The 16,106-nt window shown below is 43.6% G+C and carries 16 protein-coding genes, 2 pseudogenes and 1 riboswitch; of the genes and pseudogenes, 7 read left to right on the top strand and 11 right to left on the bottom strand.

Annotated elements, in window-relative coordinates; all coding sequences use genetic code 11:
* Window positions 1–417 precede the first annotated feature (417 nt).
* The 3 genes and pseudogenes from K7397_RS19375 to K7397_RS19385 form a co-directional block, all read right to left on the bottom strand.
* Window positions 418–714, bottom strand: a pseudogene (locus K7397_RS19375) (MobA/MobL family protein); the annotation flags it as partial.
* Window positions 715–794: 80 nt separating this feature from the next.
* The gene (locus K7397_RS21670; RefSeq protein WP_237691072.1) at window positions 795–1,274 is read right to left on the bottom strand and encodes a hypothetical protein; all 480 of its coding nucleotides are present in this window, start codon (window positions 1,272–1,274) and stop codon (window positions 795–797) included.
* Window positions 1,275–1,302: 28 nt separating this feature from the next.
* Window positions 1,303–1,869 (bottom strand): annotated as a pseudogene (locus tag K7397_RS19385) (transposase family protein); the annotation flags it as partial.
* 27 nt (window positions 1,870–1,896) lie between these two features.
* On the opposite strand from K7397_RS19385, the gene K7397_RS19390 reads away from it, so the two are divergent.
* Both K7397_RS19390 and K7397_RS19395 read left to right on the top strand, forming a co-directional pair.
* Window positions 1,897–2,499 (top strand): GNAT family N-acetyltransferase, encoded by a 603-nt coding sequence (locus K7397_RS19390; protein ID WP_223070160.1) that lies wholly within the window; start codon window positions 1,897–1,899, stop codon window positions 2,497–2,499.
* A 135-nt stretch (window positions 2,500–2,634) separates the two neighbouring features.
* Complete coding sequence (locus tag K7397_RS19395; protein WP_223070161.1) at window positions 2,635–2,949, top strand: hypothetical protein; 315 nt, start codon at window positions 2,635–2,637, stop codon at window positions 2,947–2,949.
* Between the two features lie 65 nt (window positions 2,950–3,014).
* On the opposite strand, the gene K7397_RS19400 is transcribed toward K7397_RS19395, so the two are convergent.
* The 4 genes from K7397_RS19400 to K7397_RS19415 form a co-directional block, all read right to left on the bottom strand.
* Window positions 3,015–3,890: a M23 family metallopeptidase gene (locus K7397_RS19400; protein WP_237691066.1), complete on the bottom strand. Its 876-nt coding sequence runs from the start codon at window positions 3,888–3,890 to the stop codon at window positions 3,015–3,017.
* A 69-nt stretch (window positions 3,891–3,959) separates the two neighbouring features.
* Window positions 3,960–5,057, bottom strand: coding sequence for a sensor histidine kinase (locus tag K7397_RS19405; protein WP_237691067.1), 1,098 nt, complete (start codon window positions 5,055–5,057; stop codon window positions 3,960–3,962).
* Window positions 5,047–5,745 carry a response regulator transcription factor gene (locus tag K7397_RS19410; protein ID WP_223070165.1) on the bottom strand — a complete coding sequence of 233 codons (699 nt, stop codon included), beginning with the start codon at window positions 5,743–5,745 and terminating at the stop codon, window positions 5,047–5,049. Before K7397_RS19410 ends, K7397_RS19405 begins: the two co-directional genes overlap by 11 nt.
* 19 nt (window positions 5,746–5,764) lie before the next feature.
* Window positions 5,765–6,475, bottom strand: coding sequence for an ArsR/SmtB family transcription factor (locus K7397_RS19415; RefSeq protein WP_223070167.1), 711 nt, complete (start codon window positions 6,473–6,475; stop codon window positions 5,765–5,767).
* Between the two features lie 105 nt (window positions 6,476–6,580).
* Between K7397_RS19415 and K7397_RS19420 the strand changes: the two genes are divergently transcribed.
* The gene (locus K7397_RS19420) at window positions 6,581–7,201 is read left to right on the top strand and encodes a flavin reductase family protein (protein WP_223070169.1); all 621 of its coding nucleotides are present in this window, start codon (window positions 6,581–6,583) and stop codon (window positions 7,199–7,201) included.
* A gap of 21 nt (window positions 7,202–7,222) precedes the next feature.
* Here K7397_RS19420 and K7397_RS19425 read toward each other — a convergent pair whose 3' ends face one another.
* The 4 genes from K7397_RS19425 to thiC all read right to left on the bottom strand — a co-directional run bounded on the left by K7397_RS19425 (window position 7,223) and on the right by thiC (window position 11,131).
* Window positions 7,223–7,699 (bottom strand): EVE domain-containing protein, encoded by a 477-nt coding sequence (locus tag K7397_RS19425; RefSeq protein ID WP_223070171.1) that lies wholly within the window; start codon window positions 7,697–7,699, stop codon window positions 7,223–7,225.
* A gap of 36 nt (window positions 7,700–7,735) precedes the next feature.
* A complete protein-coding gene (locus K7397_RS19430; RefSeq protein ID WP_223070173.1) occupies window positions 7,736–8,275 on the bottom strand; it encodes a DinB family protein in 540 nt (179 codons plus the stop codon).
* Between the two features lie 97 nt (window positions 8,276–8,372).
* Window positions 8,373–9,320 (bottom strand): helix-turn-helix transcriptional regulator, encoded by a 948-nt coding sequence (locus K7397_RS19435; RefSeq protein WP_223070175.1) that lies wholly within the window; start codon window positions 9,318–9,320, stop codon window positions 8,373–8,375.
* Window positions 9,321–9,352: 32 nt separating this feature from the next.
* Window positions 9,353–11,131, bottom strand: a complete 1,779-nt coding sequence (gene thiC / locus K7397_RS19440) for a phosphomethylpyrimidine synthase ThiC (RefSeq protein WP_223070177.1) — start codon at window positions 11,129–11,131, stop codon at window positions 9,353–9,355.
* A 167-nt stretch (window positions 11,132–11,298) separates the two neighbouring features.
* Window positions 11,299–11,411, bottom strand: a riboswitch (TPP riboswitch).
* A 261-nt stretch (window positions 11,412–11,672) separates the two neighbouring features.
* Here thiC and K7397_RS19445 point away from each other — a divergent pair.
* The 4 genes from K7397_RS19445 (at window position 11,673) to K7397_RS22075 (ending at window position 15,895) form a co-directional block, all read left to right on the top strand.
* Entirely contained in the window at window positions 11,673–12,239 is a 567-nt protein-coding gene (locus K7397_RS19445) for a C39 family peptidase (RefSeq protein ID WP_223070180.1), read from the top strand.
* Between the two features lie 18 nt (window positions 12,240–12,257).
* Window positions 12,258–13,007: a hypothetical protein gene (locus K7397_RS19450; protein WP_223070183.1), complete on the top strand. Its 750-nt coding sequence runs from the start codon at window positions 12,258–12,260 to the stop codon at window positions 13,005–13,007.
* Window positions 13,008–13,845: 838 nt separating this feature from the next.
* Entirely contained in the window at window positions 13,846–14,667 is an 822-nt protein-coding gene (locus tag K7397_RS19455) for an alpha/beta fold hydrolase (RefSeq protein WP_223070186.1), read from the top strand.
* A 259-nt stretch (window positions 14,668–14,926) separates the two neighbouring features.
* Entirely contained in the window at window positions 14,927–15,895 is a 969-nt protein-coding gene (locus K7397_RS22075) for an ATP-binding protein (RefSeq protein WP_223070189.1), read from the top strand.
* Window positions 15,896–16,106: the final 211 nt, after the last annotated feature.

Consider the following 16,106-nt stretch of genomic DNA (forward strand, 5'->3'; position numbering starts at 1 on the left):
GTGACTTCCTCCATTCTGGGGTTTTTGGTTTGGTCACCGAAAAACTTCGCCAAATTGGGGTGAAGTCCCTTTTTTATGCCTGAAAATCCTTGTGGCTCAAGGGCTTATATTACTGCAAAATGCTCAATAAATAAATCATCCATACTATATCTTGTGTAGGCTGAAGTGATATAAGACTAGACACAACGCACATTATTATCAGAATAATCGAGACAAATGAAACTGATAGAATGTCATCGCTGATATTCAATTGAGGCTTTAAAAAAAGATAACCTAAAAGGATATAAGATAAAGTCATGATCATTATAATCAAATAGATTTCGGTAACAGATGCTCCGAGAATTGATAATCTAAAGCCAATAACGCTTAATACTACATGGAACATGATGGATAAAACACTGTTTCTACTCATTGTAATCAATCCTTTCTAACGTTAATATTCTGCAAATAAACCCAATCCCCTCCAAAATTGGATAATTTCATTGAATACCAATACTTTCTGAAAATTCCAACGTACACCCACCTATTTCTAATTTTTTTCTGCCCCCCAGCTCCAGCATCTTCGTCTGTAGATCCGGAGATAATTCCTTCGGCAGCGACGTTAATCTCGCGGCAGAGCTGTGCATATTTTCGCTTCTCCGCTTTCTCGACTTCGTTCCAGAGCCGGTTACGGTCATATACCCATTCGGGGGAATGCGCCGGCACGAGGATCTCCGTTTGCGGTTTGGCATTGCGCCGGTAGCGGTTGCAAAGTTAAGATAACTATCGTTAGTCTAATACTTTATTTTCTCAGTCTAGAACTTTATTTTCTTCTGACAGCTGTGAAACTGTTCGCTCGTCGCATGGTCACGGTAGAGACAAATGACCTGCCACGGTGAACAGGTTAGTGTGGTGAAAAACACCTGTACCTCGATTCGAGGGGTCAGCAGAAGTTGACCGTCGGCTTCTATCGTTCGCTCAATCACTTGGTACACCGCACGAATCGGTCGTTCCAGCTTCTTGTCGCTCCAGGTCATGGCACCGAGGTAAACCCGTTTCCCTTCCCGTTCTTCACAGCACAGACCATCCCGTTTGGCGATCATCAGCCATTCTTCCGGCGATTCCCGGCGGAGGTTGCGTTTGACAATAAAATCGACATTTTCGATGAGGCATATGTTTAAATTCTCCAAGGCATCGTTGCCGGCGTCCATCCGGACGAGCAGCGGCGCATCGGTGATCCGGCGGGTGTAAATCCAGACTGTGAGATAAAAACGCAGCGGCTTCCTTTTGCACATGGGTGCTGCCTTCACGCAGATTGACGTTCACACCGTACCCTTCCTGGCCAAGATAGGCGAAGAAAGGAGCATAGCCGTCTACCTTTTTGTACGTGAGGGACACGCCCTCTTTGCGGGTATTGCTATTGTCAAAGGGCGAAACATCCAAATCCAGAGGGAGCCAAGACATCGTCTTCCCTTCCGGCAGTGTGGCTTGAACCGGAGTCAGGGGTGCGTTCAGCGCACGCAATAAATCCGCAGATTCTTCCAGTAAAATCGTTTGCCAATCGTAGCTGTGGGCCGCCGCCAGGTCCAGGCGCTGCCGCAGAGTCGGAGAGGATGGAACGTGTTTTAGACCCAGGGATTTCGCAAAAAAACGATCCTTCCGAAACGGCTCGATCTGGTCAAAATCACTTTTACCCTGGCATAACAGTCCCAAGTAGGCATAGAGTACATCAGGATGAGTGACGGTCGGGTGCTGTGCACCCGGCAGCGAATAACGGATGAGTCGCTTAGCGATTCGAGTATGGGAAAGGAGCAGGCCAACAAGCGCCAAACCGGAATGAGCGGTTAGCCATTCTACGGACTGATCCAAATGAAAACGGACTGGATTCATCCGGCACCTCCAAGGTGAACGTAAAAAGTGAAGGAATTTCTTTCTTATTCTTCAGTTTACTCACCGGAGGCTACTTTTCTAACTTTTTCGATATTTCGTTTCACGGTTTCAGGTGAAGATCAGCTAAAGGAAGTACTCTTGCAAAAAGGATATAACCAAGATTGGAGCGCACCCGTTACGATTTTCAAATATGAAAATGGATTTCAAGAACGAGTATTGCCAGAGGGATTTTCAATCATAACCTTAGAGGAAGAAAATGATTTTCGCAAAATTCACGATGTGTTATGGCGAGGTTTTGACCATGGGGATGAACCTGATGAAGATTTGGACTGCAGAATGCTTATGCAAAGCGCACCCCATTTCCGAAAAGACCTCACCACCATTATTAAGCCCCCAAACGGAGAATACGCCTGTTTTGCAGGAATGTGGATGGACGGGGTTAATGATTTTGCTTATCTCGAGCCGCTTGTAACGGATCCGCGGTACCGCAGAATGGAGCTTGCAACTATTGCCGTAACCGAATCAATGAAGCGTACACAAAAATTCGGAGCCACATATTGCTTTGGCGGCGTTCCTGAATTCTACGCTAGGATTGGCTTTGAAACGGTATGTCATCGGGGCAATCACTAATAACCCCCATTACCTAACTCAGCATACAACAGATAGGAAAGATAGTGCTCTTGCCAACTGGTACTCCTCTGGCTATAATGTTTATGCTTGGAAAATGAGTGCTGCCAAAATGAGCCCAAATGACTGAGGTGCTTTATGCGTTTAATTGGTTTACTCTTTATAATAGTTCTTACTGCCTGTTCAAATACATTAGATAATAGCACTGAATATAAGAACATTCAGGAGTTAAATGATTTACCTATCCCAAGCAGTGCTACCGAAGTTGATAAAAAATCGACTGAAGACTTAAAGAACTATGAAATTCCTCAAACCTTTGAAAACTTTAATGTTTCATATCAAGAAAAACTTAAAGATGAGGGATGGAAAATAACTGAAGTCGAGAGTAACAAAGTGATATCAGTAGAAAAAAACAACACTAAACAATGCTTTAGAGGACCAATAAGCCGGTAGACTGGAAACAGACACGAAAGAGGGCACTCAAAGGTGCCCTCTTACAACAGCGACCGTAGGTCACGTTATTTCGGCGAAACAACCATCCCCCGTTCCGGCATTGGAGGAGCATCTGTATCGCGGAAGTATAGTGGTAATCCTTCTGACAGAAACATACTGGTCTTTGTTGGATCCTGCCGCTGGTGGTGAATATGAAGATGGGGTTCGCTTGAGCTTCCTGAGTTCCCAACTAGAGCAATCGGCGTTCCTTCTTTAATAGACTGGCCTTCTTTAACCCGGACAGATCCTTGTTTCAAATGCGCCAGCACGAGGTATGTCCCGGTCTCTTCCAAACGGATATAAACATGGTTTCCAGGCATGGTCTGATATTCTTCATTCCCAGGCTCGTGATCCGGTTCATCATCATAAGCGGAAATTACGGTTCCGGACGCGGGGGCTGCCACTTCCATGCCATAGATCTCGTAATCCTCTAATTTTTTACTCCCCATCCCGTAAGGCTCAGCCAACAAATCGTAGGCCCATCGCTCATTGGGGTATTGGGCATGGTAGTTTATTTTCAAGCGATCTCCTCCCCACCCGACAGTAATAGGTTGATTAAAAGGAAGTCGAACCGAAACCGCGGGCTTTACATGATTGATATCGGCAGGATAGGTCATCGTCCCCACCCCAAACAACCAAAGACTGGGCCATGCAGCAATCACAGAGAGAAACAGTGGCAGCCACAAATCCCTAATCGGTTTACGGCCTACTGCCCTTCTTATAATCCGTATCCATGTTATGACAAAGATCAGGACGCCCACGGCGCTAAATGCCCAAATGAACCACCAACTGGCTGCTCCGAGGGACCCTCCTGCTAAAAGAACAGACCCCCAACAGATTAGCAAAATAACCGCTACACAAATATTGACGATCCGATTCACCTTCACCTTAATCGTCTTCAACAAATCAATCCCCTCCATTCGCTTAATCAAAGCGTAAGGGAGAGGTCTTTCAACTTAAGCAACACTTACTTACAACTTTCTTAAGATTTGCCCGTGAAGGTTCAGTACGATTGAAAAAGCGGTTTGAATTTCACTGCTCTTTACTTCAATGATTCCATCGTGGGCTTCGGCAATGCTTTTGGCTATCGCCAGCCCCATTCCCATTCCTTGTCCTGCTGTATGGCTCCTGCCGGACTCCTCTGCCCTATAGTATCTGTCAAAAATATGGGGTAAATGGTCCGGTGAAATTTCTTTCCCATAATTCACTACTTGAATGACGACCTTCGTGTTTTCGGTTAAGAGTTTAATGGTTATTTTCTTCCCGTGTCTGCCATAGCTAATGCTGTTGCTAACTATATTCTGCAGCAGGCGTACCATTAAGGAGATGTCGGCAAAAATTTCGATCGTTCTCTCCTCTGTCTCTATTTCGAAGCTCATTCCCGCCTCTTCCAGCAGAGGCACGAAATCGATCATCACTTGCTCAATTAATGGTTTAAGACTTACGGCCTCTTTATTCATTTTCATGCCTTTGAATTGAATATGACAGTACTCTAACAGGTCCTCTATCAGTTTTTTTAGCTCGTTGCATTTTCGATATGAAGTCTCCGCATAATGGTGGCATGCCTCGATATTGCTTCCGATATTCGTTTTAATCAGTTCGATGTAACCGATTAATGAAGTAAGCGGCGTTCGGAGATCGTGCGAAATGCTCGAGATCATTTCATTCTTCATCTGTTCCGACTTTTGTTCCTTCTCAATCGCAGCTTTCAGGCGGGACACCATCTTGTTGATGTTGCCCGCCAGTTTCCCAATCTCATCGTCCCCCGTCACGGGAATATGGATGTCCAGCTGCCCTTCTTGCAGCATATTCACGCTTTTATTAATTTTCTCTAACCGGACTAGCGTTTTTTTCGAAAAACGATAAAAGAGGATCGTGGTCAGGATTAAAAAGAAGCCCATGTAAATCAAGGAATATTGTTGTTCCAGATACTCAGCCTCAATCGAGGGAATGAACTGCCTAATCAGAACTGTTTGAAAGATGGCAATCATCATCATGGCCAAAAAGATACTTGAAATGAACATGACTAAAAACTTGAATCTGATCGCTCTGAACCATTTAACGTTCAATTTTATACCCTACTCCCCATACGTTTTTGATGATTTCAGCTTTCCTCGGATTCTCCTCGATCTTCTCCCTCAGCCTCGAAATATGTACCATCACGGTGTTGTTGCTTTGGAAATACTTCTCCTTCCATACGCTTTCGAATATCTCCTCTGAGGTAAATACCCGATTCGGATGTTTAGCCAGCAGCAATAAGATGTCGTATTCGGTTTTTGTAAGTTCGATGGGCTTGCCGTATAAGGCTACCTTTCTCGCTTGTTCATCAATAGTCAGGCCTTGAATGTTTATCGTATCGGGTTCAGATGAAGTACTCTGGTTGTTTAAATATTTGTATCTTCTGATTTGGGCCTTTACCCGGGCTGTCAGTTCCAACGGACTAAACGGCTTTACGATATAATCATCAGCACCTGTGCTAAGACCAATCAGCTTGTCCATTTCGGTTGATTTGGCGCTTAATAGGATGATTGGAACAACATGCTGTTGTCTGATTCTTCTGCAAACCTCGATCCCATCGATGCCCGGCATCATGATGTCCAGAATCATCAGGTCCACTTCATTGGCATCCAATATTTCATTTCCTTGGGTTCCATCGCAGGCGGTTAGAACCTTGTATCCGTCGTTACTCAGATACGCCTTAATAAAATCAACAATATCCTTGTCATCATCTATGATCAGAATGGTTTCGCAAGCCATAGAAACCCCCTTAAAAGTTTCAATCGTCTGTTTGTTGCAGGTCCTCCATATCCAATGAAAATATTTCTTTAAAACCTCTTTGACCCTCAGCAGTTATTTTTATTGCTCTTGTTTTAGGTAGACGTTCAATCCAATTTAGCTCGAGCAGCTTTTCCAGAAGAGCATTTCCTAATGCTCCGGCAAGGTGATGGGTTCTTTCACTCCAATCCAGACATTTGTTTGAAAACAAACGGCGCTTTTTCTCCACTTTTTTCAGGTCAATTTGAAAGCTTTCGAAAAATTCCTGACCCTTTTCGGTAACATGAAAGCTTGCCTTTTCTTCGCTCAGAATGCCTTCTCTAACTAAACAATGGGTTAATTTGACTCCCAGGCTCCCCGCAAGATGGTCATAACACGTTCTCGCAAAGCGCAAAGCTTTATCTTCTGAAGCTTGTTTCAATGACTTAATTTGAGTGGGTGGAGCTACCGATAATAAGGTTTCCATCACCTGGGCGACATCTTGATTACGAATCCCATAGTACCGATGTCTCCCTTGTTTTTCAACGGTAACTACATGAGCAGCGACCATTTTGGCTAAATGGAAGCTTGCCGTTTGGGGTTGGATTCCTACCCTATAGGCCAGCTCACCTGCAGCATGAAACCTTCCATCTAACAAAACGGTTAATATGGCTGAACGGGAAGGCTCGCTCACAAGCGAAGCAATCATGGCCGCATTAGAAATGGTGTTCATAGTTCTCCCTCTCTTTTTATATGTAATCCATACTTCGATGATAATTGAAATGTTCCTATTATACAATTGGGGAGGACACTGGAACGATATTGGAGGAGAATGAATATGAACGAAACAAAGCAGATTCCAAACACAGAAGTGATTAAACCTAAAGTTCTATATTACGGAACACCTGTCCTTTTGTTAAATACACTGAATGAAGACGGAACAACAAATATCAGCCCCATCTCATCATCGTGGGCGTTAGGAGATTGTATTGTACTCGGCATTGGTCTAGGCGGGAAAGCGATGGACAATTTACAGCGGCATCCGGAGTGTGTAATAAACATTCCTGACCCTTCCCTATGGGAGAGTGTTGAACAACTAGCCCCTTACACAGGGAAGAATCCCGTTCCCGATTATAAGAAGGAGATGGGATATACGTATGAAAAAGATAAGTATGCGATTAGTGGATTGACCCCTGCCGAGTCTAATATCGTAAAACCTGCGAGGATTCTGGAATGCCCCTTACAAATCGAATCCAGCGTAAAAAACATTCGAATTCCCGAGCATTCCCCAGACTTTGCCATTGTTGAGACCCAAGCTGTACTTGTACATGCCCATAAGGAGATGATCCTGGAAGAAAATCATATCGACCCAACGAAATGGAGTCCGCTTATCTATAATTTCCGTCATTATTTTGGTCTTGGCAACCCGCTCGGCAAAAATTTTCGAGCTGAAGCCTGAAGCCTAAATAATCCCTTGCGATTAGGGAAGCTGAGGAGGCTGCGGGATGTCTCCCGCATCGCCCAGCATCGCGCCAGCAATCATCTGAAAATCTTCCGGTCCGATCTCGAAATGACCAAAACGGAAGCGATATCCCCAATTCCGCTTCCCGCGTGTGAAGCTAAGCTGGTCCAATAGATCGGCAATCTTCACTTCCTGACACGGAAAATAGCGGATGTTCCGGCGAAATGGCACGAAGGATTCGGACATTGGAAATTCGTAGACTCTGTCATCCACGACCTGCCCAATGGCAGTGAATTCCTGGAGCGGCTCCCCTTTCGACAAATCTGTTCGTGGGGAGTAGTAGATCAGCCAATCGCCGGGGTTCATCCGCCGCAAAGGCGCTGACTTCCCGTGGCAGAGCTGGGCGAATCCGCCCAGCACCCCCCGCTCCACATGGGATGCGGATACAACGCCTATCCAGTAGCGGCTTTGCTCGCTTGTTACATCTGCCGGCATGGTGTAGGTCCCTTCCTTCTTCCTATTCATACGCTCTTATACGCTGCTTTCCAAACCTTCTCGCAAACGGTCCATCTGCCGAAGATGATGGCGGTAGTGCATTTCAATGAGCAAAAACCATTCTTTCGCATTAAGGGCACCGAAACGCGGATGGGAGACCGTAGTATGCTTGGGTGCCTGTTCAAGCGTCGGCTCGATTTCCTTCATACGGCGGATCACGGCGTTCAATCCTTGAGTCAGCTGCTCTTTACTTTCCGGCTGCTGCGGTGTATATTGCGGGGAAGGCGGGACTTGAATCCGAATGGGCGGGAATCCTCCTTGTTCAAAAATCGCTTCGCCCTCCTTTGTTTTTACCGCTGAAGAGGCAGTACCATCCTCGCTTTGCATCATGCACTGGTCAATATTACGCATCTGCATATAAAGGGCCGCGTTAATCAAATGCAGATACATTTGTCCAAGCGACCACTCGTCCTTACTTGGCTGACGATGCAGCTGCTCCATGCTGAAGTTATCCAATTCTCGAATGTAGTAATTCGCGGTTTCTTCAAACCGCTGCAATGCTTCAACTGTGTTCATATCCGGTAAACAGCTCCTTTTCATGCTAAAGTTCCTTAATTGCACAAGTTCACTTTGCATATTCTGAATATACAAAAACGCTACTGACAACGGTGTGTCAGTAGCGTTTCAACATTTTTTCAGCTTCGTCACGAACCCGATTTCGCAGCGATTCCGGCTCCAGCACAGTGACATCCGCTCCCCAGCCAAGCACCCAATGCAGCAATTCCTCGGGCTGACGAACGCGAAAGATCACATGCAAACCATCCGGATGCTCCTCTATCGCTTCCATGTAATAATTGTTCGATTCCTTGACTTTATCCGCAATGTCGGGATTCACCTGAATGCGCACACGTGTGTTGCGATCATCCGGGGGCTTGTAATCGTGCAAATGAAAATCGGCCGGTACCATGAATCGCTCTTCCAGCAGAGTAAGCCCGGTCATCCGGGACAACCGGAAATGACGAATATCTTGCCTAAGGTCACAGTGCGCAATCATGACCCAGGAACCGTAGGCAAATACAAGTCCGTAAGGCGCAGCAGCACGAACACTTTGACGGTTCCCGCCTTCTTCAGGCAGTCTTTTCGAATAACCGAATTTTACCTTCCGTTCCTCCAGGATCGCCTGGCGGATCGTTTCGATGTACTCTTTCTCTTGTCTGCGTGTTCCATTTTCACCCGAAGTAAGCAGCCGGATACTCTTGCGTACCCGGGCAGCTTCACTGCGAACCCGCTCCGGCAGGATGGCTTCAATTTTCCTGCGGGAAGTTTGAGCCTTGTTGCTGTAGTCGGTATCGAATCTCTGCTCAATAAAATCCGTTCCAATAAGCAGTGTCACCGCTTCTTCCGCTGTAAAGCTGACCGGCGGCAGGAAATACCCCTCCATTAAGGAATATCCCAATCCGGGAGCGCCTACCACCGGTACCCCCGCTTCGCTAAGAGCCTGAATATCGCGATAGATGGTTCGCACACTCGTCTCGAATGCAGCCGCCAAATCCTCAGCCCGTATCACCTTTTTGCGCTGCAGTTCAAGCACGATGGCTAACATCCGGTCGGTTTTGTTCATGCTGCTGCATCCTCCTCGTGAGCTATCCTATTTTAACGATAAATATTAGATCCGCTTTTAACAAATTCCTCTGCTTTTTGCTTCATTCCTTCTTCCATGGAAACTTCTTCTTCGCTTACTGCTTTGTCTTTCGCCATTCCCCGGATATCATGTGAAATTCTCATGGAGCAGAACTTAGGTCCGCACATGGAACAAAAGTGGGCTGTTTTGGCTCCTTCTGCAGGAAGCGTTTCATCATGATACTCTCTAGCGCGTTCCGGATCGAGCGATAAATTAAATTGGTCATTCCAGCGGAATTCGAAACGGGCTTTCGATAAAGCATTGTCTCGAATTTGAGCGCCGGGGTGACCCTTCGCCAAATCGGCAGCATGTGCTGCTATTTTATAGGCAATTACTCCCTCACGAACATCATCTTTATTGGGCAAGCCCAAATGCTCTTTTGGCGTAACATAGCACAGCATGGCCGTTCCGAACCAACCGATCATGGCCGCGCCAATGGCGGATGTAATATGGTCGTATCCCGGGGCAATGTCCGTGGTTAATGGTCCGAGCGTATAAAATGGCGCTTCTTTACAAATCTCCATCTGCTTATCGACATTTTCTTTAATCATATGCATCGGCACATGCCCCGGTCCTTCGATCATCACCTGCACATCATGCTTCCACGCGATTGCAGTTAATTCTCCTAACGTTTCGAGCTCGGCAAATTGTGCCTCATCATTGGCATCGGCTACTGAACCAGGACGCAATCCGTCTCCAAGGGAAACCGCAATGTCGTATTGATTTAGAATGGTGCATATTTCTTCAAAATGGGTATACAAGAAATTTTCTTGATGGTGAGCCAGGCACCACTGCGCCAAAATAGAGCCGCCGCGAGATACAATACCCGTCGTGCGTGTAGCCGTTAATGGAATATAACGGAGTAAGACCCCTGCATGTATGGTAAAATAATCTACCCCTTGTTCGGCCTGTTCAATCAAGGTATCACGGTAAACTTCCCAGGTTAAATCTTCAGCGATGCCGTTTACTTTTTCAAGCGCCTGATAGATCGGCACTGTCCCCACAGGTACGGGGGAATTTCGAATAATCCATTCTCTTGTATTATGGATATTCTTCCCTGTCGATAGATCCATTATCGTGTCGGCTCCCCACCGGGTAGCCCAGGTCATCTTTTCAACCTCTTGCTCAATCGAAGAAGTGACAGCTGAATTGCCGATATTCGCATTGATTTTGACATGAAAATGACGTCCAATAATCATAGGTTCGCTTTCCGGATGGTTGATATTGGAAGGGATAATGGCTCTTCCCCTTGCCACCTCTTCACGAACAAACTCCGGATCCATATTTTCACGAATCGCGATGAACTCCATTTCGGGCGTAACGATGCCTTTTTTCGCATAATGCATTTGTGTGACATTGCACCCTGTTTTGGCGCGTAAAGGGGTTGGATTGATATGTGGAAACCATTCCAGATTTGCACCTGCAGCTCCTTTAAGCAATCCGTTATCTTCAGGTTTTACTTCTCTTCCTTTATACTCCTCAACATCATTGCGTTCCAAAATCCATTGTTTGCGTAATGCCGGCAGTCCTTTTCTAATATCGATTTGGCAGTCTTGGTCTGTGTACGGGCCGCTCGTATCGTAAACACGGACAGGAGCATTTGCTTCCTCCCCAAACGAAGTTACGGTTCGGCTGAGCTCGATTTCTCTCATCGGGACCCTTAGATCGGGTCTGGAACCCTCGGCATAAATTTTTCGGCTCCCCGCAAACTGGGATTTGAGCTCAATGTTCACTTCGGTTTGCTTTTGCATGTAACTTCCTCCCTAAAATGGATTGTGATCTTAGGAGCTACAGCATAGTTCATCCCAAGCTGCCGTTACCGGGCAAACCCGTAGATGAAAGACAATAGAAAAAGGTTCTGCATACACAGAACCCGGGTTTATCGTCGTAAAAGTAGCGGCGCACCAAAAATAACGAAGACGCCTTCATCCTACTTCCCTACGCTGGTATGATCCAGATCAGGTTCGAAGGGTCAAAGAATTTATACATTCTTCTCTCAGTCCAAGCCATTGGACTCCCCTAGTAGAGCATTTAAACAAGGATATTATGTTTTGCTGTTACAATAACATAATTTTTAGGATTAATAAAGGGACTTTGGTGTCCTTGTCAATTCCCTGCTTAAGATTGAAAAGAGGACTGCTCCGTTACTTCTTTATGCAAGTGAAATTTAACATCATGCAAGTGAAATTTAACATCCAGTTCAAGCTTATTTTTTTAAAACATTTTATACCATTATTTCCTTTTTTGAGGTATGATTATGTTGTAAAAAATACATATTATAGGAGGTTTGTTATGGGGCTTACAGGTAAAATCAAAAAAAGTTTATTTGGACTATCGATTGCTTCAATGATCTTTGCATCATCTGCATTTGGTTACGTTGGCTATAAGACACTTAGCATACCAACACAAAAACAAGAAGAAACAAATTGGTGTTGGGCAGCCTCTGGGGTAATGACGATAGATTACTACGGTGACGCTCCCACCCAGTCACAGTTTGTTGATTGGGTTAAAGGAGATGTTGTTAATGAAACGGCAACATTATTTGAGGTAAGACAAGGGATCGCTCACTGGGGAGTCAGTTCAGCAGATTATTATGAAGTAGTCCCTTTTGGGACTCTAAGCGGCTTTATTAATGATAATGAACCTGTTGTTGCTCGTATTGGTTGGAGTAGTGGTGGTGGGCACATGCATGTGATCAGAGGATACTATGAAGATACATCAATTGGAAAGCAGGATGTTTATTACATCGATTCATTAACTGATGAACCGACATACAATATTATGAGTTATAGCAGTTTCGTGAGCAACTCCCAGTTTACATGGACACATTCTCTTGAATATATTCGAAAAGCAATTTAAGAAAAGGAGGATACAATAATGTTGAAAAAATGTATCAGTTTCATAATGCTGGTTGTATTTTCACTACTGGTTCTTTATCCGGTATCAGCAACCGGAGAATCTCCTAATGAAATTAAAAAGCAAATATATGACGATTTTAGTTCCTATAGAACCGGATCTCTGAAACAGGCTAAAGAGGAATTTGACATAAACAACATTGATGATGTCAAACTAGGTGAAGGCCAACCTTATTATATCGTCTCCTCTTCGTTTCTTCGATCTTCTTCTGATGTGGGGCAAAAACATTCGGGTAACGATATTTTTGAGCTAGGCGGATATTTATTTCCCCTTGAAGAAAATGGAGTCTCAATAGGAAATGTAGATGTTATCAAGGAAAATGGTAAGTGGAAGGTCTTCAAAATATCGACGGGTACTGATTTGGTTAACGTCATTACTCAAACCGAATCGTTGACAGCACAAGACGCTAAACTGATCAATGATCCAAGGTTCGGCTTATTGGGACGGATGCGCAATGAAGAATTCATCCCGATTTCGCTTAACAATAATAATAGTGTTAATACACAGCAAGTAGATATGAATTCACTTGGAAACAAAATCATTAAGCAGTATCAGGACAACAAACAACTTCCGCCCGATTCTGCCGGAACCCAATTGTTATCATTCGAGTCATCTCAATCCGGCGCATACTACTATATTGCTGCCGCAGCAATTTTTGCGGTATTGACAATAATCGGAATTATTGCCTATAAGAAAAAATTTAACGCTTAACAATACCAGAAAAGAGGTGCCAATTTTAAGGCTCCTCTATTTTAGGTTATTCATTGAATTCTCGGCTTACCGAAAAAATTTTCATCCTAATAACAATCTAACTGTTTTACTATACTTTTTCTGGCGAGCATTATCTTTTTCAACTGGAGCTTTGATGGGACGACAAGTGTCAATTCGCTCGCTTTACATCCAGAAGGGCGAAGCCCTTGAATGGGAAGTTCCCCTTAATTCTTCGGGGTAATTCACATTCAGTTCATAATAGATCGGTAAACTTCTATTCATAAAGCTAATACCGACGTGCGGCAAGCACGCTAAAGGAGAATCCAAAAATGAAAACAAACCCCTTTTTAAAGGCTATGACGATTACTTCAACGCGGGGATGGCTATGAATCTTGAGAAAATGACGCGATCTACGCACCCGGCTTCGAAAATATTCGCACAGACCCGCACGGGCAATCCGTAACGATTACTAAGGAACAGTTCATGCAGCAATTTCGTAAGATGAACTCACAGGGTAAGAAACTTGATGGAGTAGATGATGTTGAATACATTGCCACCACGATTTATGATAACCATGGATCGGTTATTTTGCGTCGAACTAAAACCATAAGCCAGTTCTTTATCATTTTGTTTGGCGTATGCACGATGGAGCTTCTCCTACACCGGTCCGTGAATTTACGATAGAAGACTCAATCTCTCCTACCTGATTCGTTTAACTCAAAGCAGCGTATAAACATCCGCAATTATAATTTTCCAGACAAATACATAGACATCTATATGTTTATTTTGTACAATCTAAAACATTGATGTCTATGGATTTTAATGGGAGGTACTTTGCATGAAATGTGAATTGGATTTGATTACGGTTCATTATGAGGTCTTCGGATCAGGAACCCCTATTCTTTTGCTTCATGGGTTTTCTTGTGATCGGCGACTGATGATGGGATGTATGGAACCTATTTTTTCCAGGCAGCCAGGGTGGAAGCGAATATATATCGACTTGCCAGGAATGGGTATGACCAAAGAAGAAGATTGGATCAATTCCTCCGATGATATGCTCGACGTTATCGATCAATTTGTCGAAAAAGTACTACGTGAAGAGCGTTTTTTACTTGCAGGGGAATCTTACGGAGGGTATCTCTCAAAGGGATTATTAACAAGAAGATTTGACCAAATAGATGGATTGCTGCTGATTTGCCCTTCAGCTGGAAGAATAAAGCGCGATGCCCCACCGTTCACGGTTATTGCGCAAGACGATGCATTTTTAAAGCAGCTGGACCATGAACAAAAGGAAGAATTCACTGCTATGCAAGTCGTACAGGATGCATATAACTGGGCTCGATTTCAAACCGAGATCCTTTCGGGAATCCAGGTGGCAGACCATGCCTTTTTGGAGCGCATCGAGCATAAGTATGATCTCTCTTCTCATCAAGAAGTGTTGGATCAACCCTATGAAAAACCTGTACTCATTATGACTGGAAGACAAGATCATGTTGTTGGTTATCGAAATCAATGGGAATTAGCAAATGAATTCCCTAGAGCAAGCTTTATCCTGTTGGATCGTGCCGGTCATAACCTTCAGATCGAACAAAATCATTTATTTAACTCTTTGGTTCAAGAATGGCTGGATCGAGTCGTTGAAAATAAACAATCAAGATAAGGATGAATGAGGATTTCGGGAAGAGAATTTGACTGTAATAAAAGGTTTCAATGAACCCGAACAAGCAAATGATATTATTAAACATCTAATCATGGAAACGAACCCTACAGTTGAAGGAGCAGAAATTGAATTACAAAAATATAACGATAACTATATCGTACATATAATAATTCCAAAAAGTGAGAAAGTACACTATACTACATCTGGTGACTGATATCAAAGAATAAACGCATCTTCTATTAAAATAAAAGGTGACCAAGTGACTCAACTTGGCTATTCTAAAGGTTTTTACAAATTTGAAGAACAACGTGTTGAAGCTTCGGAACTCGACGATATTCTTGATGCACCTTTTCTAGATAACTACCTTGAGAGAATTGGTAGTAATCAGGAACCCGTACGATTTCTCAGAAGAAACAGACTTACTATTGAGAAGGAAGATAAAGTAAAGCCAACTGTAGCATGTGTACTTCTTTTTGATGAAGAACCCCAAGAAGTCCTACAATCTAAAGCAAGCGTAAAAATTGTCCGGATGAAAACATTATCGAGCGAATATAAGCGTGAAGAACTGGCTAAAAATATTGTTTTATCAGGCTCACTCGAGAAATTAGCTCACTCCGCTGAAGAAACAATATTCAAAATAATAGATGAGGAATCTACCAATATGGATGGGATAAAATTAGATGTATCCTATCCAATCGAAGCAGTACACGAGATTCTCGTGAATGCATTTCTACATCGTGATTACAGCATTGCAGACGACATTCATATTACAATCTTTGATAACAGAATCGAGATTAAGTCACCAGGACGTCTTCCTGGTAATGTAACTAAAGAAAATATCTTGAACGCACACTTTGCTCGGAACCCAAATCTAGTTCGTATTATTAATAAACTCCCAGATCCTATGAATCACGATTTAGGCGAAGGCCTGAACACTGCTTATAATGCGATGCGAAAAGCTGGGTTGGTATCACCTGAAATTGAAGAGATTGATAATAATGTTATTGTTACTTTACACCATAGAAAATTGGCTTCATATGAAGATCAAATCATTGATAATTTAAAAACAAATGAGTGGATAACAAATAAAATTGCCCGGCAACTAATTGGTGAGGATTCAGAGAATAAGGTAAAAAAATCCCTGCAAAAACTACGTAAAGCCGGACGTATAGTACCTGAAGACCCAAAAGCTAGTCGCTTTAAATTTCGGTATAAATTAAAACAATAAACTTAGTAGTCAGCCCCAATTCTAATTAGATTTGGGGCTCAGTTACGTCTTAAACAACTTGCCGCTTTTTATGATATGGTTCACCGAATCGTATCTAAACACAGAGGTTCAATCCCAGTTTGAAACGTGTGGAAGTGCTTTTCAATGTTATTTTAAAATATTTGAAAAATAGGTCTATAGTTGCTAATCTCTATTAGGGATAAATACGCAA

Origin of the sequence: Paenibacillus caui, assembly GCF_019904135.1 — a bacterium.
GTDB lineage: Bacteria > Bacillota > Bacilli > Paenibacillales > Paenibacillaceae > Fontibacillus > Fontibacillus caui.

What these genes read in the sequence shown, in the direction of transcription:
- K7397_RS21670 (WP_237691072.1), bottom strand. Translation starts at nt 1,274, where the DNA reads ATGTGCAAAAGGAAGCCGCTGCGTTTTTATCTCACAGTCTGGATTTAC.
- K7397_RS19395 (WP_223070161.1), top strand. Translation starts at nt 2,635, where the DNA reads ATGCGTTTAATTGGTTTACTCTTTATAATAGTTCTTACTGCCTGTTCA.
- K7397_RS19410 (WP_223070165.1), bottom strand. Translation starts at nt 5,745, where the DNA reads ATGGCTTGCGAAACCATTCTGATCATAGATGATGACAAGGATATTGTT.
- K7397_RS19415 (WP_223070167.1), bottom strand. Translation starts at nt 6,475, where the DNA reads ATGAACACCATTTCTAATGCGGCCATGATTGCTTCGCTTGTGAGCGAG.
- K7397_RS19420 (WP_223070169.1), top strand. Translation starts at nt 6,581, where the DNA reads ATGAACGAAACAAAGCAGATTCCAAACACAGAAGTGATTAAACCTAAA.
- K7397_RS19425 (WP_223070171.1), bottom strand. Translation starts at nt 7,699, where the DNA reads ATGCCGGCAGATGTAACAAGCGAGCAAAGCCGCTACTGGATAGGCGTT.
- K7397_RS19430 (WP_223070173.1), bottom strand. Translation starts at nt 8,275, where the DNA reads ATGAACACAGTTGAAGCATTGCAGCGGTTTGAAGAAACCGCGAATTAC.
- K7397_RS19435 (WP_223070175.1), bottom strand. Translation starts at nt 9,320, where the DNA reads ATGAACAAAACCGACCGGATGTTAGCCATCGTGCTTGAACTGCAGCGC.
- thiC (WP_223070177.1), bottom strand. Translation starts at nt 11,131, where the DNA reads ATGCAAAAGCAAACCGAAGTGAACATTGAGCTCAAATCCCAGTTTGCG.
- K7397_RS19445 (WP_223070180.1), top strand. Translation starts at nt 11,673, where the DNA reads ATGGGGCTTACAGGTAAAATCAAAAAAAGTTTATTTGGACTATCGATT.
- K7397_RS19450 (WP_223070183.1), top strand. Translation starts at nt 12,258, where the DNA reads ATGTTGAAAAAATGTATCAGTTTCATAATGCTGGTTGTATTTTCACTA.
- K7397_RS19455 (WP_223070186.1), top strand. Translation starts at nt 13,846, where the DNA reads ATGAAATGTGAATTGGATTTGATTACGGTTCATTATGAGGTCTTCGGA.